Below are 18131 nucleotides of genomic sequence, written 5' to 3' on the forward strand. Positions count from 1 at the left end.
AAAAGAGGGCGGAAGCGCCCTCAACTCGCTGTTTTTATACGAAAAGTTACGCTGTGAGGCGCGCCAGTGGCCCGTGGACGACGAATTGGCCTCAGGCAAAGGTATCCACGGCACTCAGGCTGGGCCGGCTGCGTCCGCCTGTCGCCGGCGCGATGGCGATCTCGCCACCGGAGACGCCGCCGCCCTGGCCATTGCCGCGGCGTTCGCCCGAGGCGGCACGCTCGCCATTGTTTTTCTGTTCCGGCGTGCCGGCCGAGACGGTCGCGCTGCCGAAGGCGATGCCCGCTTCGCTCATCATCTCGCGCAAGCGCGGCATGGCCGCTTCCAGCGCCTGGCGTACTTCGGGCTGGGCCGACATGAAGGCGGCATCGGCCTGGTCATTGGTGACCGTCAGGACCACTTGCACAGGCCCCAGGTCGGGTGGATTCAGGGTCAGGGTGGCGCTCTGGTCGCCACCGGCCGCCATCCACACGACCTTTTGCCCCAGTTGCTGGTCCCAGGCCGGCGTGCCGACCCGGCCCGTCAGTTTATCTGCCGGCACAGCCACAGCGGCGGCGGCCTGCTGCAGCGCGCCTGGCTGCAACTGGGCCGCAAGGCGGCTCAGGTCGGCAGGAGCTTCCTTGATAATCGGTTCGGCCACGGTGGTGCCAGCCTTGGCGGTGGCCGCCAGTTGCGCGTCGATGGCCAGTTTGCCCGGCTCGCCCTTGCCGGTCGGCACGCTGTTGCCTTGCGTGGTGGCCGTCTTGCCCTGGGCCAGGCCCAGGCTGTCGGCGAAGTCGGCGCTGTCGGCTTGCGCAGTGGCGGCGGTGGCGGCGGTCTTGCCGCTGCCCTGGCCGGCTGCCAGTAATGGCGCTGCTGTCACGCCCTTGGCGTCGGCCTTGACACTGGCGCGCGCTGGCAGTTCCGGTACGGCCTTGGGGGCTGGCGGCTGGATCGCCAATTGGATGCTACCCACCAGGGCCAGCATCTCGGCGGCCGGATCGGCTGGCGGCGTGACTGTTGCGGCGGGGGCGGCGGGCACGTTTGCCTCGGCCGTGGCGCTGTCGCCGGTGGCGGGCGCGGCCGCTTCGCTGGCTGGCGCGGATGGCTGTTCGCTGGTGGCGGCCTGTTCGGTGCCCACTTGCGCCGGCTTCGTTTCCTTGGCCTGTGCCTGGGCGGGTGCTTGCGTGGCGGCAGGGCTGGCGGGGCGGGCCGCCGCCGGTGCTGCCGCTTGCTCCATATTGCGGCTGGCCTGGCGTTGCTCGATCTGGCGGTTCAGGGTGCGCTGGAAGTCGCCCGCCGTGCCGCTGGTGGGCGGCTGGCTGCGGTTGGGAGCGCCCGGCGTGGCGTTCGGCGAGACAATCTGGGAAATCGGGTTTTGCAGGGTTTGCATGATGCTGCCTCAGTGTTGCTTAGCGTTTGTAATAGGCTTGTCGCGCCGCGTGCTCATCCATTGCTTTCTGGTCGCGCTTGTTTTCCAGCTTCAGCGCCTGTTCCTGCGCCCGGTTGTTCAGGGTGGTGTACGACATGCGCTTGCGTTCGGCGTTCTGCCAGTGCTGTTTTTCATTGTCGCTGCGTGCCTGCGCGTGGTTGACCACTTGCTGCTGGCCCAGGATGGCGCTGTCGAGCTTGACCATGAAGGCCTGGAAATTGCGGTAGGCCATGGGCGTAATGCCGTTGCTCATGCTCGCCTCGAAGCGCTTGGCATAGTCATCGCGGTAACCGGACAGCATCTCGAGCTTCTGGCGGCAATCGTCCAGCGCTTTCAGGGCCGCGCCCAGGCGCTTGGCGCAATCGTCCGTTTCGCGCTGGGCAAGGTCAATCAGGGTTGCAAGTTGGGAAGGAGAAGCCATACTTGATTATATTCCCGCTGTGCAAGCCCTAATCAGTCGAATAGAGCGGTAAGTTGCCCCAAGCTCTCGTCCATGCTGACCCGCTCCGTGATTTGCTGTTGCAAAAACGCCTCGATTTTTTCATGCAGCGCGATGGCCTGGTCCAGCACGGGATCGGTGCCGGCGCTGTAGGCGCCCACGCTGATCAGGTCGCGGCTGCGTTCATAGCGCGAATACAGTTGCTTGAGTTTGCGCGCCTGTTGCTGGTGTTCATGCGTGGTGATCGAGTGGGCAGCGCGTGAAATCGATTGCTCGATGTCGATGGCCGGGTAGTGGCCTGCCTCGGCCAGGCGGCGGTTCAGCACGATGTGGCCATCGAGAATCGCGCGCGCGGAGTCGGCGATCGGGTCCTGCTGGTCGTCGCCCTCGGTCAGCACGGTGTAGAAGGCCGTGATCGAGCCGCCGCCTTCCTCGCCATTGCCGGCCCGTTCCACCAGCACGGGCAGCTTGGCGAAGACGGACGGCGGATAACCCTTGGTGGCTGGCGGTTCGCCGATGGCCAGGGCGATTTCGCGCTGGGCCATGGCGTAGCGGGTCAGCGAATCCATGATCAACAGCACGTTTTGCCCTTGGTCGCGGAAATACTCGGCAATGGCCGTCGCATATGCCGCCCCTTGCAGGCGCATCAGGGGCGGCGTGTCGGCCGGCGCGGCCACGACGACGGAGCGGGCCAAGCCTTCCGGGCCGAGAATTTGCTCGATGAATTCCTTCACCTCGCGTCCCCGTTCGCCGATCAGGCCGACGACGATCACGTCCGCTTCCGTGTAGCGGGCCATCATGCCCAGCAGCACGCTTTTACCCACGCCGGAACCGGCGAACAGGCCCATGCGCTGGCCACGGCCTACGGTCAGCATGGCATTGATCGAGCGCACGCCCACGTCCAGCGTGGCCACGATGGGCGCGCGGCCCAGGGGATTGGCGGGGCGTACATTGATGGGAGCGCTATCGGTCGTATGCAGCGGGCCCAGCTGATCAAGCGGCCGTCCTGCGCCATCGAGCACGCGGCCCAGCAGTTGCGGTCCCACGGGCAAGTGGCGCGCGCGGTCGCTGGGGCGGCGTCGCGGGTGTGCCACGCTGCCTGGGCGTGGAATGGCCGGTTCGACGGAAAACACGCGCGTGCCGGGCACAATGCCCTCGACGTCGCTTTGCGGCATCAAAAACAGGCGCTCGCCTTCAAAGCCCACCACTTCCGCCTCGACCCGCCCGCCATTGGGCAGCGGCACAGTGCAGGCGGCGCCCACGGCCAGGCGCAGGCCCACGGCTTCCATCACCAGGCCGGCCACGCGCGTGACTCGGCCCGAAATTTGCATCGGTTCGACAAAGCCGACCACGGCCGAACAGTCGCTCAGGTAGGCGCGCCAGCGCGCCGCATGGGCAGTTGGGCCTTTGACGGGCTCGCTCACGGCGCCAGCCAGTCCAGGTCCTTGCCCAGCGCATGCGTCAGGCGGTGCCAGCGGGTGGACGTCTGCGCGTCGATCTGGTTGCTGGCCGTGTCGATCTTGCAACCGCCGCGTTCCACGCTCGGGTCTTCGATGACACGCCAGCCACCCTTGTCGAGCTCATCGCCGATGCCGTCGCGTACCACTTGCGCATCTTCCGGATTGAGCATCAGCAAGGCTGGTTGTTGCAGCACAGGCAAGTATTCGATGGCTTCTCGCACCACCGGCAGCATCAGCTCGGGGCGCACGGGCAAGGCTGTCTTCAGCATGGCCTTGGCCAGTTGCAAGGCCAGTTCCATGACTTCGTTGGCGATCAGTTCATCGGCCTGGTGCACGGCCGTGCCGAAGTCGACGGCGATAGTTTGCAGATGCACCAGTTCCACGCTGGATGCCGCCTTGCCTTCCGCATACGATTGTGCATGGCCATCGGCATGCCCGGCCGCGTGGCCTTCCGCATACCCGGCGGCGCGGCCTTCGTCGAAGGCCGTGGCGCGCGCTTCCTCGCGGATGGCGTCGAGTTCTTCCTGCGTCGGGTATTCCAGCGGCGGGGCCAGCTCTTCTTCCTGCAGTTCGCCGTATGGATCAACTTCCGGGTCGAATTCCGGTGCCGGCTCCGGTTCGAGCAGCTTGCGCGCCGCCACCACGCTGGGGCGCTCGTCGCCAAACGAGGTCATTTCCCAGCGCTGGTAAGCGGTTTGTTGCTCTTTGGGAATTAAATTAGACAAACGAATCCTCGCCTTTTCCACCCAGTACTATCTGCCCTTCGTCCGCCAGGCGGCGCACGATTTGCAGGATCTGTTTCTGTTGCGATTCGACTTCAGACAGGCGCACGGGGCCTTTCGACTCCAGGTCTTCGCGCATCATCTCGCCGGCGCGCTGCGACATGTTCTTGAAGATCTTGTCGCGCAGCTCTTGCGAGGCGCCTTTCAGGGCGATGATCAGCATTTCCGACTGCACTTCGCGCAGCAGCAATTGAATGCCGCGGTCGTCGATGTCGATCACATTGTCGAACACGAACATTTCGTCCATGATCTTTTGCGCCATGTCGTTGTCGTAGTTCTTGATATTGTCCATGACGGAGCCTTCTTGCTCGCCGCTCATGAAGTTGAGGATCTCGGCCGCCGCGCGCACGCCGCCCAGCGACGATTTCTTGATGTTTTCGTTACCCGACAGCAGTTTCGTCAGCACATCGTTGAGTTCGCGCAAGGCGGCCGGCTGCACGCCGTCCAGGGTGGCGATGCGCAGCACCACGTCGTTGCGCAGGCGGTCCGTGAAATGGCCGAGGATTTCGCAAGCCTGGTCGCGTTCCAGATGGACCAGGATGGTGGCGATGATCTGCGGGTGTTCGTTGCGGATCAGCTCGGACACGGATTGCGAATCCATCCACTTCAGCGATTCGATGCCGGACGCATCCTTGCCGCCCAGGATGCGCGACAGCAGCACGGACGCCTTGTCGTCGCCCAGCGCCTTGGTCAGCACCTGGCGGATGTATTCGTCCGAATCGAGGCCGACGGTGGAATTGAGTTCCGTCTGCGAGCGGAAGTCGTCCAGCACCTCGACGACCTGCTCGTGCGCGATGCCCTTCATGGTGGCCATGGCGGCGCCCAGTTTCAGCACTTCGCGCGGGCCGAGGAATTTCATGACCTCGGCCGCTTCGCTCTCGCCCAGTGCCAGCATCAGGATGGATGCTTTTTGCAGTCCCGTTGTCTCAGTCATTATTGCCTATCCATGCTTTGATTACGTTGGCCACCACGCGCGGGTCTTCCTGTGCCAGTTTCCGGGCCATTGCCAGGTTTTCGCGATAACCGCGGGCCGTATCTTCTTCCAGTTCTTCCAGCTCGGCTTCGCTGAGCAGGACTTCGTTTTCTTCGCCGTCTTTGGCGAGTTCCGGCTCGATGACGGGCGGTGGCGCACCGAAATCGTCGATCTTGCGCATCACGGGGCGCAGCATCGGGCGCACGATCTTGATAAAGATATACAGCAAAATCAGGGCCGTGATGAGGAATTTCGCCAGTTCCTTGGCCAGCGGCAAGTTGGCCGGGTCGCGCCACCACTCCAGCTTGCCTTCCGGCGCGCGCTCGATGCCGTCGAAGGGCGAGTTAGCCACGCTGAAGCTGTCGCCACGCTCCTTGTTGTAGCCCATCGCTTCCTTGACCAGGTTATTGATCTGCACCATTTCGGCAGGAGAAATCGGCTTGACCGTCACCTTGCCATCCTTGTCGAAGCTGCGGCGGTAGTTGACGACGACGGCTACCGACAGGCGGCGCAAGCCGCCCATGGATTTCTGCTCGTAGCGCACAGTCTTGTCAACTTCGTAATTCGTTGTCGATTCCTTTTGCGTGGGTGCCGTCGGTGCGCCAGCTGCCGCTCCCGGTGCCTCCGCCGTCAATGGCGCCGTGGCCACGCCGGGCGGCTGGTTCGACAGGGCGCCCGGCACGCCAGACGGATTGGCATTGCCGGCGCCCGTCGATTCGCTCGTTTGCTGGCTGCGGATGGTGGACGCTTCCGGCGGCGAGTTCGGCTTGTAGGTTTCTGCCGCTTGCTCGCTTTGCGAAAAATCCACGTCGGCCGTCGCTTCGGCGCGTACATTGCCTTCGCCGACGATGGGCAGCAAAATCGATTCGACTTGCTTGATCACGCTTTGTTGTAATTGCTGCACGTACTTCAATTGGTTCGGATCGAGGCTCTTGATGCCGTTGGCACGATCCTTGTCCTTTTCCTGGTTCGACAGCAGGTTGCCGGCCTGATCGACCACGGTGACATTCACGGGCAACAGTTCCGGCACGCTGGACGCCACCAGGTGCACGATGGCGCTCACTTGCAGCTGGTCGAGGCCGCGCCCCGGATGCAGGTTCAGCAGCACGGACGCCGTCGGTTTTTGCTGTTCGCGTACGAAGACGGACGGTTTTGGCAGGGCCAGGTGGACTCTGGCCGTATCGACGGCGGACACCGATTCGATCGATTTCGCTAGTTCGCCTTCCAGCGCGCGCTGGAAATTGACCTGTTCCAGAAATTGCGACACGCCCAGCTTCTGGTTTTCCATCAGCTCGAAGCCCACGTTGCCGCCCTTGGGCAAGCCTTGCGCGGCCAGTTTCAGGCGCGCGTCATGGACTTGCTCGGACGGCACGAGAATGGCGCCGCCCCCTTCGGAAAACTTGTGCTTGATGCCCAGCTGGTCCAGCGACGCGGTGATGGCGCCGCCGTCGCGGTCCGTATAGTTGGAAAACAGGACCTTGTACTCGGGGGGCTGGTTCCACATATACAGGGCCACGCCAATGGCAATCAGTGCCGCCACGCCCAGGCCGCGCAGGAAATTCTTGCCCATCGGCGTCTTGGCGAACGCTTGCACGGACTCCACGGGCGAGCGGGCAGGCGCCGGTTCCGGCGGTATGCGGTTCACATCGATTTCTTCGGCTACAGCCATGATTGCCTTCCGGGGCGCGTGTTATTGACGGGTATTGGGTGATGCGTGGGGGCCGCTTCCTCATGAGGAGGGGGCGATATGCAGAATTATCCGCCACTGTCACGCGCTTCAATCGTCCAAACAGAAGGTGCTTTTGCCGCCTGCTCGGCCGAGCGGTTGGCGTTCGCGCTGGTATTGTGGAACCCTGGCAACATGTGACGGAAGTTATTGTACCCGTCGTTGCCTTGCAAGCCAGGGTTTTGTTCTCTGGGTGCAACAGGCAAGGAACAGTTATGCAGCAGACCAGAATCGGGAGGCAAAGTGAAAACAGGCGGTATCGATAGCGGCAGGATCGAGGCGATGATCGCGCAACTGAAGTCGGCGGCCACGCGGCCGGAGGCGAAAATACCGGCGATCCAGACCGAGGCGCCGGCGGCAAAGGTGAATTTTGCCGATGCCTTCAAGAGCGCGCTGGACTCCGTGAGCAGTGCTCAACAGGCTTCGTCGGCGATGGGCCAGCGCTTTACCATGGGCGACGAAAAGGTCAGCCTGTCGGACGTGATGGTGTCGATGCAAAAGTCCAGCATCGAATTCCAGGCGACGGTGCAGGTGCGAAATAAATTAGTGTCGGCGTATCACGAGATCATGAATATGCAGGTTTAAGTTTTAGCTACCCCAACGGCAAATTCCGGGGTCAGACCCGCCGGGTCTGACCCCGGCTTTCGTTTTTGGTTATTAGCCCAACCCCGCCATGCGGGCATTCCGTTCTCGTTCGAGTCGCGTGATATAGCGCTGCACATGCGCCAGCATGCTGCGCGGCAGGTCGACGAACTGGCAGCCCAGGCGGCGGTTCAGCTTGTTGTTCAGCAGGGTCATGTCCAGCGAATTGCGAATTTGCAAGGTGGCGGTGACGATGCCGACGTCGGGCAAGTCGATGCGGCAGCCGGGATAGTCCCTGCCGATGGTCTCGCCCAAGATCAGTTTATTGTCCAGGATGGCGATGCCGCCGCAGCTGATGTCGGCCAGCGGAAACAGGGTGTCAGTGCCGCCCAGCGAGGGCGGCAAGGGAATCGAGACGCGCACGGGATTGCTCACGGGCGTGGTCATGCGGTAATACTCGCGCCGCTGCAGGCGGATCAATGTTTCTGGAATGGCAATTTTCAAGGCGGGCGTGCCCTTGTAGTTGCACTCTTCGACCAGGGCACTGGCAAACAGGATGCGGATCTTGTCGAGCGAGGTTTCAAACGAGATGCCGGTGGCCGCCACCATGCGCCGGTTCTGGTCGGCGTTCACGGAACGGTCGAGAATGACGGTATCGCGTTCGGCATCGACTTCCAGGATGGAGGTGACGCACACATCGGATTCACCGTGGATCAGCATGCGGATCAGCTGGTTCTTTTCGCCGATGCTGCGTAGCAAGGCGATGATTTCCCGCCGTGATTCCACTTCAAAGTCATGCCAGTTTTCGAGGCCGGAATCCATAATATGTGCTTGCATTGATGCCTGTCTATGTATCGGTGAGATTGACGCTGGTGTCGGGCGGCGGCGGGATGGGTCCGCCATTCGCAGATTCAATATGATATAACCAGGCCAGCAGTTCCGCAATCGCCCGATACAGGCCGGGCGGAATCTGGCGGTCCAGGTCGACATCCATCAGCAGCGCCACCAACTCCTTCGATTCATGCACGAAGACGCCGTGTTCGCGCGCCGTACTGATGATCTGGTCCGCGATCAGACCGCTGCCCTTGGCCACTACCTTGGGCGCAGGCGTGCCGCTCTGGTAGGCCAGGGCGACGGCCGTCTGCGGCACCTTGCGCTTGGTGTCGTCAAGCATCATCTTCTCCAGCCGCCTCCGGCTTGCCGGCGATGCTGAGGGAAGACAATGGCCATCCGGCCGCCTCGAGCGACGCTTCCAGCCGCGCCGCATGCTGGCGCAAGGTGTCGGCGCTGGCCTCGCTGCCCGCTTGCATCTGGATGGCCACCCGGCCGCCCTGCAAGACTACGTGCGCGGCCAGGTCGCCCAGCAGGGGGAACTGGAAGCGCACATTGCTGCGCCAGGCCATCGCCTCCTCGTCGGCCTCCGTGCCAGCGTGCTGCTGTCCTTCCGGCGCATCCTGGCTGATATCCCACTGCATCTTCTGGCCGGGCCAGGCTTCGCCCTGCCACTGCACGCGCGCCTGTTCGTGCGTATGCAGCTGCAAATTGATCAGTTGCGCCGAGGCCAGGTCGGTGCCCGTCCTGGGCGTCTCGCCCGGCGCGGTTTTTTGCATTTGCGGCTCCAGCAGCAGCGACGCCAGCGACCGCTTGCCTTCGGCCCATTCGGCCACGTGCGATTCATAGAACAAGCCGCTGCTGCCGACCGCATCCTGCAGTTTCTGGGCCACCTGGGCCGGGGCGGCGCCAGGCGTTGTCATCAGCGGCGTCTTGCCGACCAGGGACAGGGGCGCGCCGGGCACGCTTTCCGCCTGGCTGAGCACAGTGCTGATGGCGCGCGCGGTGGTGCTCAGCTCGGGCGCTGGCGTGTCGCCTGCCAGGGCGGGCAGCAAATTGGCTGGCGTCAAAGGCGCGCGGCTGAGCAGGGTGGCGGCCGTGCTGCTGGCGCGCGTGCCCGCCTGGGCGGCGCCTGGCTGGGGACCGCGCAGGTCGGCAGCCTCGGGCTCGGCTTCTGCGTCCGCATACGTCAGCAGGGTGCGCGCGGGCTGGTCGCGGTGAGTGCCGATTTGAAAAGAGGGGCGGGGATTGATGCCGATCAAGGTCAGCGGGATTTCCGTGCCAAGCTGGGCGCCGGCGGGCAGCTGCATGCGGGCCGGCGTACCGGCCACGCGCACCAGGAAGCTGCCATCGCCCATGCGGGCCAGCACCTGTCCCTGCATGGATTTGCCGATCAGTCCCTGCAGCGAGCGCTGGAACTCGGCTTGGCGCGGGTCGGCGACGGCGTCGGCCGGGCGCGTGCCCTTGACCGGGGTCAGGGGCGTCATGCCGATCGCGTCCATCTTCGGCAACATGGCGCCCCCGTGTGCGTTTAGACGCCGTAGGCGTTGGCCAGGCGCCTTTCGGTGCCCGTGCTGTTGATCAGCTTGGACAATTGCGCCATCCACGGCATGGTGAGGTCGCGGATCTTGCGGTCGTCTTCCAGTATCTGCTTGATCAGGGCGACCTTGCGCTGGCGGCCGGCGCTTTCCAGCACGACTTTTGCTTCATTCGCCTTTAGCGCTTCCGCATGCGCGCTCACTTGCTGCTCCAGCGCTTCCAGCTCGTCCCAGTCGGCGTTGGTGGCGGCAGTGACCATTTTGCCCGTCAGGGACTGCATGGTTTCATAGGTGGTCAGGACTTCTTGATTGGTCATCATGGGTCAGGCACTCGCAAGGCTGGGCATACGTTTCAAATCGGCGCCGGCGATGGCGGCGGGGGTGGTGCCTATGGCGTTCCAGGTTTCGCGCAAGTCAGTCAGCAGGCGCTGCACTTCTTCCAGCATGCCAAGATCGTTGTGGATGTTGGCCGTCAGCAGGCGCGCGCCCATGTATTCATACAGGGCGTCGAGGCCTTCGGCGATCTGGCCGCCCGCTTCCTTGTCCAGGCTGGCGCGCAAGCCATTGTCGATGATCTGGATGGCCTTCGAGATGGACTTGCCTTTTTCCGGAATATTGCCCGATTTCATGTGCATCTGTGCGCTGAGCACAGCCACCAGGGCGCCGTCGTACAGCATCACGATCAGCTTGTGCGGCGAGGCCGAAACGATGCCCGTTTCCAGGCCTACTTTGGCATAGGCATTGACGCCGCGTTGTTGGGTTCCAAACATTTAATTCTCCTGATGATAGCGCTTAACGGTTGGCGGCGATGGAAGCCAGCTGCTGTGTCAAATAGGATTGCGTGGACGTCAATTTGCTCAGCGTCACGTCGAGGCGCGAATATTGGGCGCGGTAGCGCGCTTCGATGTCGGTCAGCTTTTCGCTGAACTTGTCGCGCTGCGCCGCTATCGATTTCAGGGTTTCGTTGATACCACTCGTGCGCCCGGTGATCATGCCTTTTGTGCCCAGGAAGGACGTGGCCAAATTGTTCAACTGATAGGCATAGCCTTGCGAGAAGCTGACTGTGCCGCGCGAGCCGGTGACACCGCCGGTCACTTCAATCTTCAAGCCGTCGGCTGGCGAGCCTGGCGCGCCCGTCAGGGTCTGTCCGGAGCCGATAACGGGTTGTCCTCCCAGGGTGCCGGCCACGTCGGCGCCCTTGACGGGCTTGGCTGCGCCAAACAGGGTCTCTACACCGGTCCCCGTACCATTGCTCAAGGCCAGATTCGACACCGAACCATAGCGGCTCGACACCAGGACCAGTTTGCCCGTGCCATCGATGGAGGCCGAAACAGTGGAGCCGACGTCCGAAAAGGCCTTCACGCCATTGATCGACGATTGCATCAGCGATGCCATCTGCGCCGGCGTATAAGTGCCAGCCGGTATCGACACCTGGGCTGTATTTTTGGCAGAGCTGGGTTCCGTATCGTTGAGGGTGATATTCCAGGTGGTATCGCTGGCAATCGTGGTGCTGGCCGCCAGCACGCCATCGGACGTAAGCGAACCCTGGCTGGCCATGGTGGTGATGCTCAGGTCATAGGTGCCGGGCTTGGTGGCGGCCGTCGAACTGGTGAAGGCGACGTTGCTGTCGCTGGCCTTTCCGAGCGCTGAAAACAGGCCTGCGATATCGTTGAAATTCGCGCTGATGGCTTTGTCGAGCTTGCTGGTATCCAAGGCCAGGCTGCCATCTTTTTGGAATGAAATACCCACCTGGCTCAGATTGCTCATGCCGCTGCTCAAGCCAGTAATCGGCGCGCCCAGCTGCCTGCGCAGCTGGCTCTGTATCGACTGGACGGTCGAGTCCCCCAGCAAGACGCCTCCCGTCTTGGTGTCGGGGTTGTAGGCGGTCATCTTGCCGATCGAGGTGTTCAATTCATTGTAGGCCTTGACGAAGGCGCTAATGCTGGTCTTGACCGTCGTTGTATCCTTGGCCACCGACAGGCTGGACGTGCCTATTTTGGTAATGCCCAAGGTAACGCCTTCGATGGCCGTATCGACGCTGTTCGAACTGCTGGTGATGGCGATGCCGTTGACGCTGAACATGGTGTTTTGCGCAGCACTGTTCTGCTTGAGGTTTTGTGTGCCGCCGGCGTCATAGGACAGCAGATTGCTGAGGGCGCTGTCGGCAGGCTGGCCATCGCTGCCGCTGAGCGAAATCTTCATGGCCGAGTTGGCGCCCGTCTTGGTCGAACTGAGCACCAGATGATACGGCTTGTCGCTACCGTCGGAAACGATGCTGGCGGTGACGCCCAGGCCAGCGTTATTGATGGCGTCGCGTATGCCTTGCAAGCTGTTGTTGGTGGAATCGATCACCACCGAACCCGTGGCTTGCGTGCCATCCTGGGTGAAGCCCGTGTTCATGTAGCTGCCGCCCGTTCCTGCGGTCAATCCTGCTGCCGCAGGGTTGCTGCCCGCGATGACGATGGGACTGGCGTTGCCCGAGGCTAATGTGATCGAACTGGCAATCGTGACGTTCGAACCGTCATTGACCGAGTTCGAGGCGTGGCCGATGCCGCCCTTGACAGAGCCTGTTACCACTTCTTCAATATTGAGGTTCGAACCATCGGCGCGTGTAAACATCAAAGTGCCGTCGGCAGCCTTGCCGGTGACGGTGATGTTGGCTGCGGCCAGCGCATTCGACACGGCATTCGGGCCCTCGAGCGTCGTGTCCAGCGAGGCAGCCGTGATGCCATTGCCTGCGGTGACGCCGTTACCCTGGGTAACGATCTCGATACCGCCGACCGACAACGAATAGGTGCCGTCCGCACCGGTTTCGATATTGCCGAAACCGTTGAACATGCTGGCGTTGCTGGCCGTTGGTTGCGCCGTAGCGGTCACGCCTGTAGTGCTGCTCTTGGCGTTGATGGCGTCCGCCAGCGCACGTGCGCTCTTGGTGCTGGCGTCCGTCGGAATGGCCGTGCCATTGATGACCAGCGAGCCGTTGCTCACGCCCGTGAGCAGGGTGCTGCCGCTCAGTGCCGTGCCAGTTACGCCAAAGGTGCCGCCAGCGACTGAGCCCAGCTGGAAGGAAACCGTGGTCTTGGCGCCGCTGCCGATAGTCGACAGTTTGCTGGCCATGCCGACCGACGTGAGCGTTTGCGCCTGGGCCAACTGGGAGACGTTGATGTTGTAGCTGCCTGCGACAGCCTTGGCGCCAGCGCTGGCCGAGAACACGAGCGGATCGGATGGCGTGGCGCTGACAGCGCGGAAGTTGCTCGAATTGGTGAGCGCTGACAATGAGCCCTGGAAAGTGCTGACGGCGCCACTCAGGGCGCCCAGCGCGCTGAGCTTGGCCTGGTAGGAAGCCGTTTTCTTGTCAAAAGTCCCCAGCGGCACCGCTTCGGCCGTCATCAGCTTGTCGATGATGGCGCCCACGTCCAGGCCGCTGGCGCCGGCGCCGATGCCAACGGATGATATTGTAGGGGTAATGGCCACTGAAGACTCCTAGGAAAACGCTAATATAAGCTGTTATCGGCAGAATCAATCAGGACTTGAGAGGGGGATTTACAGCGCTGTTTTCAGCGAGCGCAGAAAATCGGGGGAGAGATAGGAAAGTATTGTTATGTTTTCAATAAAAAGACGGGCCGGATAGTCAGGCTATCGGCCCCCCCCCTGGTTATTCAGATGCAAACTGCCACGATGTCGCACCCCGTGTGCCATGCCATTATCAGGCGCTTTGACTGATCAGCGACCCTTTGGCCGAGTCAAAGGACTTGGCCAGTTCCAGGGCTTCCTTGGTGGGTATCTGGCGCAGTACTTCCTTGGTTTCCTGGTCGACGACCTTGACCACAGTGCGCTGGCTGTCCTCGTCGATGGAGAACTCAATGCCTTGCGTTTTCATTTGCGAGGACTGGTTCAGTTCCGATACCGCCTTGTTCAATTGCTCGCGGCTGGGCTCTTTGCTGGTTTGTTGTGGCGCAACCGCGCCATTTTCCGTGGCGGCCCGTGGCGTTGCCGGGCGCGCTGCCGACGTGTCCGCAGACGCGTAACTCTTGTCTATCCTGGCCGCGGAGGCGGCCGCTATCGTGTCGATAGTCATGGTGCTCTCCTAGTGAAAATTCCCCTGCCGAAAAAATCCGGCAGGGGAATCAGAGTCCTACGCTGTTGCCTGACTAATCGGAGATTAGCCGCGCAGCAGGCTCAGGACGCCGTTTGGCAGCGAGTTCGCTTGCGCCAGCATGGCCGTACCAGCTTGTTGCAGGATCTGGCCGCGGGTCATGTTGGCCGTTTCCGATGCAAAGTCGGTATCGACGATGCGGCTACGCGAGGCGGACAAGTTTTCCGTGGTCGATTGCAGGTTGGAAATCGCCGACGAGAAGCGCGATTGCAAAGCACCGTACTGGGCGCGTTGGCCGTTCACCGTTGCCAGTGCTGCATCGGCAATTTTCAGTGCCAGTTGGGCGCCGTCAAACGAAGTCACGTCCAGCGAAGCCACCGATTTCAAGTCCGATGTTTTGTTCGTGGCCTTCAAACCCGACGTGTCGGTGATGGCAAAGCTGCCCGGCGCATCGTAGGTGACCGTGCCGTTGGCGACAGCGACTGCGGCAGGAGCTTTTGCGTCAAACGCGGCACCCGTCAAGGTTTTGTCAGCCTTGTAGGAATCGATATTGAAGACGGCGTTGGCGGTAGCGGAGGTATTTTTGATGGCAATGTCCGCGCCGTCAGCATGCGTCAGTTTCATGCTGCTGGTCGATGCATCGTATTCGGCGGTGATGCCGGTTTTCGACGTTTGCGCATTGATTGCATTGATGCCTGCCGCATAGTCGGAAGCCGACTGGCCTGCGCCCACCGAGAAGGAAATCTGCGCTTCCTTGCCAGTGGCCGTATTGTCGCCCACCAGGGTGAACGAATACGCTTCGGTCGAGCCGAGTTTCAGGCTGGTGGTGGTCTTGGCCGTTGCTGTTACGCCCGTATCGGCGCTTACCTTGTTGACGCTGGCGGCGATGGTTTGCGCGCTGTCGTTGGCTTTGGTGGTGACAGTGGAGGTTCCGCGTGCGCCGGCGACGACTACCGAGCCGGCCGTGGCTGTTGCCGAGGTTGCAAGGACGGCGGTCGCATCATTTTCCACGCGGTTATTGCCGTAGGTGCTAGTCAGGAAGTTCGCGCCGCTGGCGGAAATCAGCTGATTGGCATCTGCGCCGACCTGGAAGTTAGCGGTACCCATGGTGCCATCGAGCAGCGCCTGGCCGTTGAACGAGGTCGTGGTGGCGATACGGTTCAGTTCCGAACCCAGTTGGCCTACTTCGGTTTGCAGCGCCTGGCGGTCGCTGGCCGAGTTGGTGGCGTTCGACGATTGTACGGCCAGTTCGCGGATACGTTGCAGGATGTCGCCCGAGCTCGAGAGTGCACCCTCGGCCGTTTGGGCCAGCGAGACGCCGTCGTTGGCGTTGCGGGTGGCTTGCGTCATGCCGCGGATTTGCGACGTCATACGGTCGGAAATTGCCAGGCCTGCGGCGTCGTCCTTGGCGCTGTTGATGCGCATACCGGAAGAAAGACGTTGCAGCGAGGTGGTCAGGGCCGACTGCGAGGTCGACAGATTGCGTTGCGAGTTCAGGGAAGCGATGTTGGTGTTAATTACTGCAGCCATGATAATTCTCCAGACAGGTACTACATTGCGCTATATGCTAGTCACTTTGGCCTGCCCCGCTGTTCCGGGACAATCAAGCCGCTGTTATTTAGGGTAACGGTTGCTCTGCGGGAAAATTTATGGCGAAAAGTGCTTTAAATTTTAATTTTTAGCCCTTCAGTTTGCCGCTGGCCGCGCGCTAGACGACATGATTTAAAGAAACTTGAGGGTAAAAATAGTTTTATTTTTATATCGCGTGGATGCTGGCGAAGTGCAGGAAGGGAAGCGAGTGTTGTTGTTTTGGAATGAAAAATGCCGTCCGGCCGGGTGGCGGGACGGCATAGGCGAAGCGGGCGGGGTTCAGTCGGCCACCACCACGCGGTTCTTGCCCGTTTGCTTGGCCTGGTACATGGCGCGGTCGGCGCGCTTGACCAGCTCGGCCTGGTCTTCGTTCGGCAGGCGCAGGGCCACGCCGGCGGAAAAGGTAATCAAGACTTTTTCATTGTCATGCAGGAAGAAATGCCGGGTCAGCTCGCGCTGCAAGCGTGTCATCGTCGACGAGGCTGCATCGACCGTGGTTTCCGGCAGTAGGATGAGGAATTCCTCGCCGCCGAAGCGGGCGATGACGTCCATCGAGCGCAGGGTTTCCTTGACGATTTTTACCAAGTGTTTCAAGGCGGCATCGCCGGCCAGGTGACCGTAGGTGTCGTTCAGGCGCTTGAAATCGTCCAGGTCCAGCATGGCGATGCACAGCGGCGTGCCGCGGCGGTCGGAGCGGGCCGTCTCGCGCTCGAACACGTCGTCCAGGCCACGGCGGTTCAGGCTGCCTGTCAGCTGGTCTTCCCGCACCAGTTCGCTCATATGCTGGAGCTTGGCTTCCAGGGTGTGGATGCGCTGTTCCGCATCCTGCACTTCCTGGCGCGCCAGCACCATTTTGTCGCGTGCGCGCAAGGCTTCGTTCTGCACCATGCGCGTTTCGCGCAAGACTTCGTCGAGAACGTTGTTCAATTCGCTGATATTTTCCGCCTGGCTGATTTTTTCCGAATAGCCGCCGATCTTTTCATGGAAGTCGCCCGTGCTGGCCGCCACTTGCCCCAGGCGGTCGATGAAGGTCATCATCATGTTCTTCACCGTCAGCTTGACGTCGGACAGGCTGTGCTTGAGCTGGCTCTGTTTGTAGATGACTTCCTTCAGGCTGCGGGTGGCGTCTTCCAGCGCGCGCTGGTCGAGCGGACCGGCGATCAGATTTTGCACGGCATCGACCTGGCCGCGCAGCCAGCTGTCGTCGTCGAGTAACTGGCTGACGTTATCGAGCAGCAACTTGAACAGACGCAGCAGCAATTCCTGCTGTTCGGCCGTGTCGCCGCTTTTGAGTTCGATCTGGTAGCACAGCTGCTTCAGGCGCAGGGCCGCTTCGTTCAGCGCCTCTTCCGTGTGCGCCAGCTTGATGGCCGCGCCCAGCGATTCTGCTTCTTCCACCAGCGCGGGCGTGCCTGTCAGCAAGGTGGCGACGGCAAAGCCCAGGGTGCGGCTGAGCAACTCACGCAGGGTACGCGTCTGTTCGCCGTCCGGCAGGGGCGGCAATTCGATGCCGCCTTTCTTGACCTGTTTTTCCGCCAGTTGCGCCAGCGTGCGCGCATAGCTGTCCCAGTCGCGCGCTTTCAGGGCGCGCTGGAAACGGCGGCCAAAGTCGCCCAGTTCCCCCGTCGATTCGCTCATCTTGGAGGCAAATTGCGTCAGGACGTTTTCCGCGCCGCTTTCTGTGGGGGCGCTGGCGGCCAGCACGGCTGCCGGCACGGCAGGGCTGTCCGCCGGTTCGCTGATGCCGGCGATTTCATTGTAGATCTCGCGGTAGGCGCTGGGCGTGGGGGCGATGCGGCGCGTGGCCAGGCGGCGAAACGCTTCGCGCGCGATCTCAGCCGGATTCATCGCCGCACCGGAGGCGGTATTCGTGGCGCCAGCGGGAGCGCTTGCTGGTGAAGATGGCAATTTACTGGACATGTAGACACAGCCTTTTTAGATATTTCTCATTATCCTCATGATAGGCGAGTTGGCAAAGAACTTATTGTGCGAGAAGCAAGGAGAAGTCCTGTCAATTCGCCCGATGCCAGCGCGCATGCCGCTTTGCCGTCAATCCACCAGCTGGTTGCGGATGGCGTAATGCGTCAGTTCGGCGCTGTTCTTGAGTTTCATTTTGACCAGCAAGCGGGAGCGGTATTCGCTGACGGTTTTCACGGACAATTTGAGCTCTTCGGCGATGGCGCCTACCGCCTTGCCCGAGGCGATCATCACCAGCGTCTGGTATTCGCGGTCCGACAGGGTGTCGTGCAATGCCGTTTCGTGGTCTTCGCCCACCGTGTTGGCCAGTTCCTGCGCCAGCGAGGCGCTGATGTATTTTAATCCCTGCGCCACCTGGCGTATGGCCGTGACCAGTTCGCGCGGCGCACTCTGTTTCGTCAGGTAGCCGGCCGCGCCCGCCTTGAGCGAACGGATGGCGTACTGGTCTTCGCGGTGCATGGAGAGCATCAGCACGGCCAGTTCCGGCTTTTCCTTCTTGATCTGCTTGAGCACCTCGATGCCGCTGCGGTCGGGCAGGGAGATGTCGAGCAGCAACACCTGGCATTTCGAGCCGCGGAACAGCTTGATGGCGTCGTGGCCATTTTCAGCCTCGCCGGCGACGATGATGTCCTTCGTGTCGGCGAGGATTTGTTTCAAGCCCTCGCGCACGATCGCGTGATCGTCGGCGATGAATACCCGGATGGTGGCTTTTTCTTTCATGACTGC

17 protein-coding genes are annotated in these 18131 nt (G+C 61.9%); 1 reads left to right on the forward strand and 16 read right to left on the reverse strand.

Annotated features, from left to right (window positions below; translation table 11 throughout):
* Positions 1-91 precede the first annotated feature (91 nt).
* From C8C89_RS10400 to fliF, 6 genes are all read right to left on the reverse strand, one after another.
* The gene (locus C8C89_RS10400) at positions 92-1372 is read right to left on the reverse strand and encodes a flagellar hook-length control protein FliK (RefSeq protein ID WP_133989791.1); all 1281 of its coding nucleotides are present in this window, start codon (positions 1370-1372) and stop codon (positions 92-94) included.
* Between the two features lie 19 nt (positions 1373-1391).
* Positions 1392-1832: a flagellar export protein FliJ gene (fliJ, locus tag C8C89_RS10405; protein WP_101482393.1), complete on the reverse strand. Its 441-nt coding sequence runs from the start codon at positions 1830-1832 to the stop codon at positions 1392-1394.
* A 32-nt stretch (positions 1833-1864) separates the two neighbouring features.
* Entirely contained in the window at positions 1865-3181 is a 1317-nt protein-coding gene (gene fliI / locus C8C89_RS10410) for a flagellar protein export ATPase FliI (RefSeq protein ID WP_243858287.1), read from the reverse strand.
* Between the two features lie 89 nt (positions 3182-3270).
* Positions 3271-3984: a flagellar assembly protein FliH gene (locus tag C8C89_RS10415; protein WP_133993280.1), complete on the reverse strand. Its 714-nt coding sequence runs from the start codon at positions 3982-3984 to the stop codon at positions 3271-3273.
* A 43-nt stretch (positions 3985-4027) separates the two neighbouring features.
* Entirely contained in the window at positions 4028-5026 is a 999-nt protein-coding gene (fliG, locus tag C8C89_RS10420) for a flagellar motor switch protein FliG (protein WP_101482390.1), read from the reverse strand.
* Positions 5019-6734, reverse strand: coding sequence for a flagellar basal-body MS-ring/collar protein FliF (fliF, locus tag C8C89_RS10425; protein WP_101482389.1), 1716 nt, complete (start codon positions 6732-6734; stop codon positions 5019-5021). Before fliF ends, fliG begins: the two co-directional genes overlap by 8 nt.
* Positions 6735-7073: 339 nt before the next feature.
* Here fliF and fliE point away from each other — a divergent pair, with 339 nt between their 5' ends.
* A complete protein-coding gene (gene fliE / locus C8C89_RS10430) occupies positions 7074-7376 on the forward strand; it encodes a flagellar hook-basal body complex protein FliE (RefSeq protein ID WP_243858288.1) in 303 nt (100 codons plus the stop codon).
* 72 nt (positions 7377-7448) lie between these two features.
* On the opposite strand, the gene C8C89_RS10435 is transcribed toward fliE, so the two are convergent.
* The 10 genes from C8C89_RS10435 to C8C89_RS10480 form a co-directional block, all read right to left on the reverse strand.
* Complete coding sequence (locus tag C8C89_RS10435; protein ID WP_243857962.1) at positions 7449-8210, reverse strand: flagellar brake protein; 762 nt, start codon at positions 8208-8210, stop codon at positions 7449-7451.
* A gap of 10 nt (positions 8211-8220) precedes the next feature.
* On the reverse strand, positions 8221-8547 hold the full coding sequence (locus C8C89_RS10440; protein ID WP_035821344.1) for an EscU/YscU/HrcU family type III secretion system export apparatus switch protein: 327 nt from the start codon (positions 8545-8547) through the stop codon (positions 8221-8223).
* On the reverse strand, positions 8540-9718 hold the full coding sequence (locus C8C89_RS10445; RefSeq protein WP_133989797.1) for a flagellar hook-length control protein FliK: 1179 nt from the start codon (positions 9716-9718) through the stop codon (positions 8540-8542). The genes C8C89_RS10440 and C8C89_RS10445 overlap by 8 nt, the downstream gene beginning before the upstream one ends.
* A 17-nt stretch (positions 9719-9735) precedes the next feature.
* Positions 9736-10062, reverse strand: a complete 327-nt coding sequence (locus tag C8C89_RS10450; RefSeq protein ID WP_133989799.1) for a flagellar protein FliT — start codon at positions 10060-10062, stop codon at positions 9736-9738.
* Between the two features lie 3 nt (positions 10063-10065).
* The gene (fliS, locus tag C8C89_RS10455) at positions 10066-10512 is read right to left on the reverse strand and encodes a flagellar export chaperone FliS (protein ID WP_133989801.1); all 447 of its coding nucleotides are present in this window, start codon (positions 10510-10512) and stop codon (positions 10066-10068) included.
* A gap of 22 nt (positions 10513-10534) precedes the next feature.
* Positions 10535-13216 carry a flagellar filament capping protein FliD gene (gene fliD / locus C8C89_RS10460; protein ID WP_243857963.1) on the reverse strand — a complete coding sequence of 894 codons (2682 nt, stop codon included), beginning with the start codon at positions 13214-13216 and terminating at the stop codon, positions 10535-10537.
* A gap of 232 nt (positions 13217-13448) precedes the next feature.
* Entirely contained in the window at positions 13449-13820 is a 372-nt protein-coding gene (locus tag C8C89_RS10465; RefSeq protein WP_133989803.1) for a flagellar protein FlaG, read from the reverse strand.
* A gap of 84 nt (positions 13821-13904) precedes the next feature.
* Entirely contained in the window at positions 13905-15368 is a 1464-nt protein-coding gene (locus tag C8C89_RS10470) for a flagellin (protein ID WP_133989805.1), read from the reverse strand.
* A gap of 339 nt (positions 15369-15707) precedes the next feature.
* Entirely contained in the window at positions 15708-17276 is a 1569-nt protein-coding gene (locus C8C89_RS10475; protein WP_133993285.1) for a diguanylate cyclase, read from the reverse strand.
* Positions 17277-17477: 201 nt separating this feature from the next.
* Entirely contained in the window at positions 17478-18125 is a 648-nt protein-coding gene (locus tag C8C89_RS10480) for a response regulator transcription factor (protein ID WP_101482380.1), read from the reverse strand.
* Positions 18126-18131: the final 6 nt, after the last annotated feature.

The sequence above is a fragment of the Janthinobacterium sp. 75 genome, from assembly GCF_004365495.1.
In the GTDB taxonomy this organism is placed as follows: domain Bacteria; phylum Pseudomonadota; class Gammaproteobacteria; order Burkholderiales; family Burkholderiaceae_D; genus Janthinobacterium.

Bases quoted from the DNA above. Each gene is read 5' to 3' on its own strand.
- fliJ (WP_101482393.1), bottom strand. From the start codon at position 1,832: ATGGCTTCTCCTTCCCAACTTGCAACCCTGATTGACCTTGCCCAGCGC.
- C8C89_RS10480 (WP_101482380.1), bottom strand. From the start codon at position 18,125: ATGAAAGAAAAAGCCACCATCCGGGTATTCATCGCCGACGATCACGCG.
- C8C89_RS10415 (WP_133993280.1), bottom strand. From the start codon at position 3,984: ATGACCTCGTTTGGCGACGAGCGCCCCAGCGTGGTGGCGGCGCGCAAG.
- C8C89_RS10450 (WP_133989799.1), bottom strand. From the start codon at position 10,062: ATGATGACCAATCAAGAAGTCCTGACCACCTATGAAACCATGCAGTCC.
- C8C89_RS10465 (WP_133989803.1), bottom strand. From the start codon at position 13,820: ATGACTATCGACACGATAGCGGCCGCCTCCGCGGCCAGGATAGACAAG.
- C8C89_RS10440 (WP_035821344.1), bottom strand. From the start codon at position 8,547: ATGCTTGACGACACCAAGCGCAAGGTGCCGCAGACGGCCGTCGCCCTG.
- fliG (WP_101482390.1), bottom strand. From the start codon at position 5,026: ATGACTGAGACAACGGGACTGCAAAAAGCATCCATCCTGATGCTGGCA.
- C8C89_RS10445 (WP_133989797.1), bottom strand. From the start codon at position 9,718: ATGTTGCCGAAGATGGACGCGATCGGCATGACGCCCCTGACCCCGGTC.
- C8C89_RS10470 (WP_133989805.1), bottom strand. From the start codon at position 15,368: ATGGCTGCAGTAATTAACACCAACATCGCTTCCCTGAACTCGCAACGC.
- fliS (WP_133989801.1), bottom strand. From the start codon at position 10,512: ATGTTTGGAACCCAACAACGCGGCGTCAATGCCTATGCCAAAGTAGGC.
- C8C89_RS10475 (WP_133993285.1), bottom strand. From the start codon at position 17,276: ATGAATCCGGCTGAGATCGCGCGCGAAGCGTTTCGCCGCCTGGCCACG.
- C8C89_RS10435 (WP_243857962.1), bottom strand. From the start codon at position 8,210: ATGCAAGCACATATTATGGATTCCGGCCTCGAAAACTGGCATGACTTT.
- fliI (WP_243858287.1), bottom strand. From the start codon at position 3,181: ATGCAAATTTCGGGCCGAGTCACGCGCGTGGCCGGCCTGGTGATGGAA.
- fliE (WP_243858288.1), top strand. From the start codon at position 7,074: ATGATCGCGCAACTGAAGTCGGCGGCCACGCGGCCGGAGGCGAAAATA.
- fliF (WP_101482389.1), bottom strand. From the start codon at position 6,734: ATGGCTGTAGCCGAAGAAATCGATGTGAACCGCATACCGCCGGAACCG.
- C8C89_RS10400 (WP_133989791.1), bottom strand. From the start codon at position 1,372: ATGCAAACCCTGCAAAACCCGATTTCCCAGATTGTCTCGCCGAACGCC.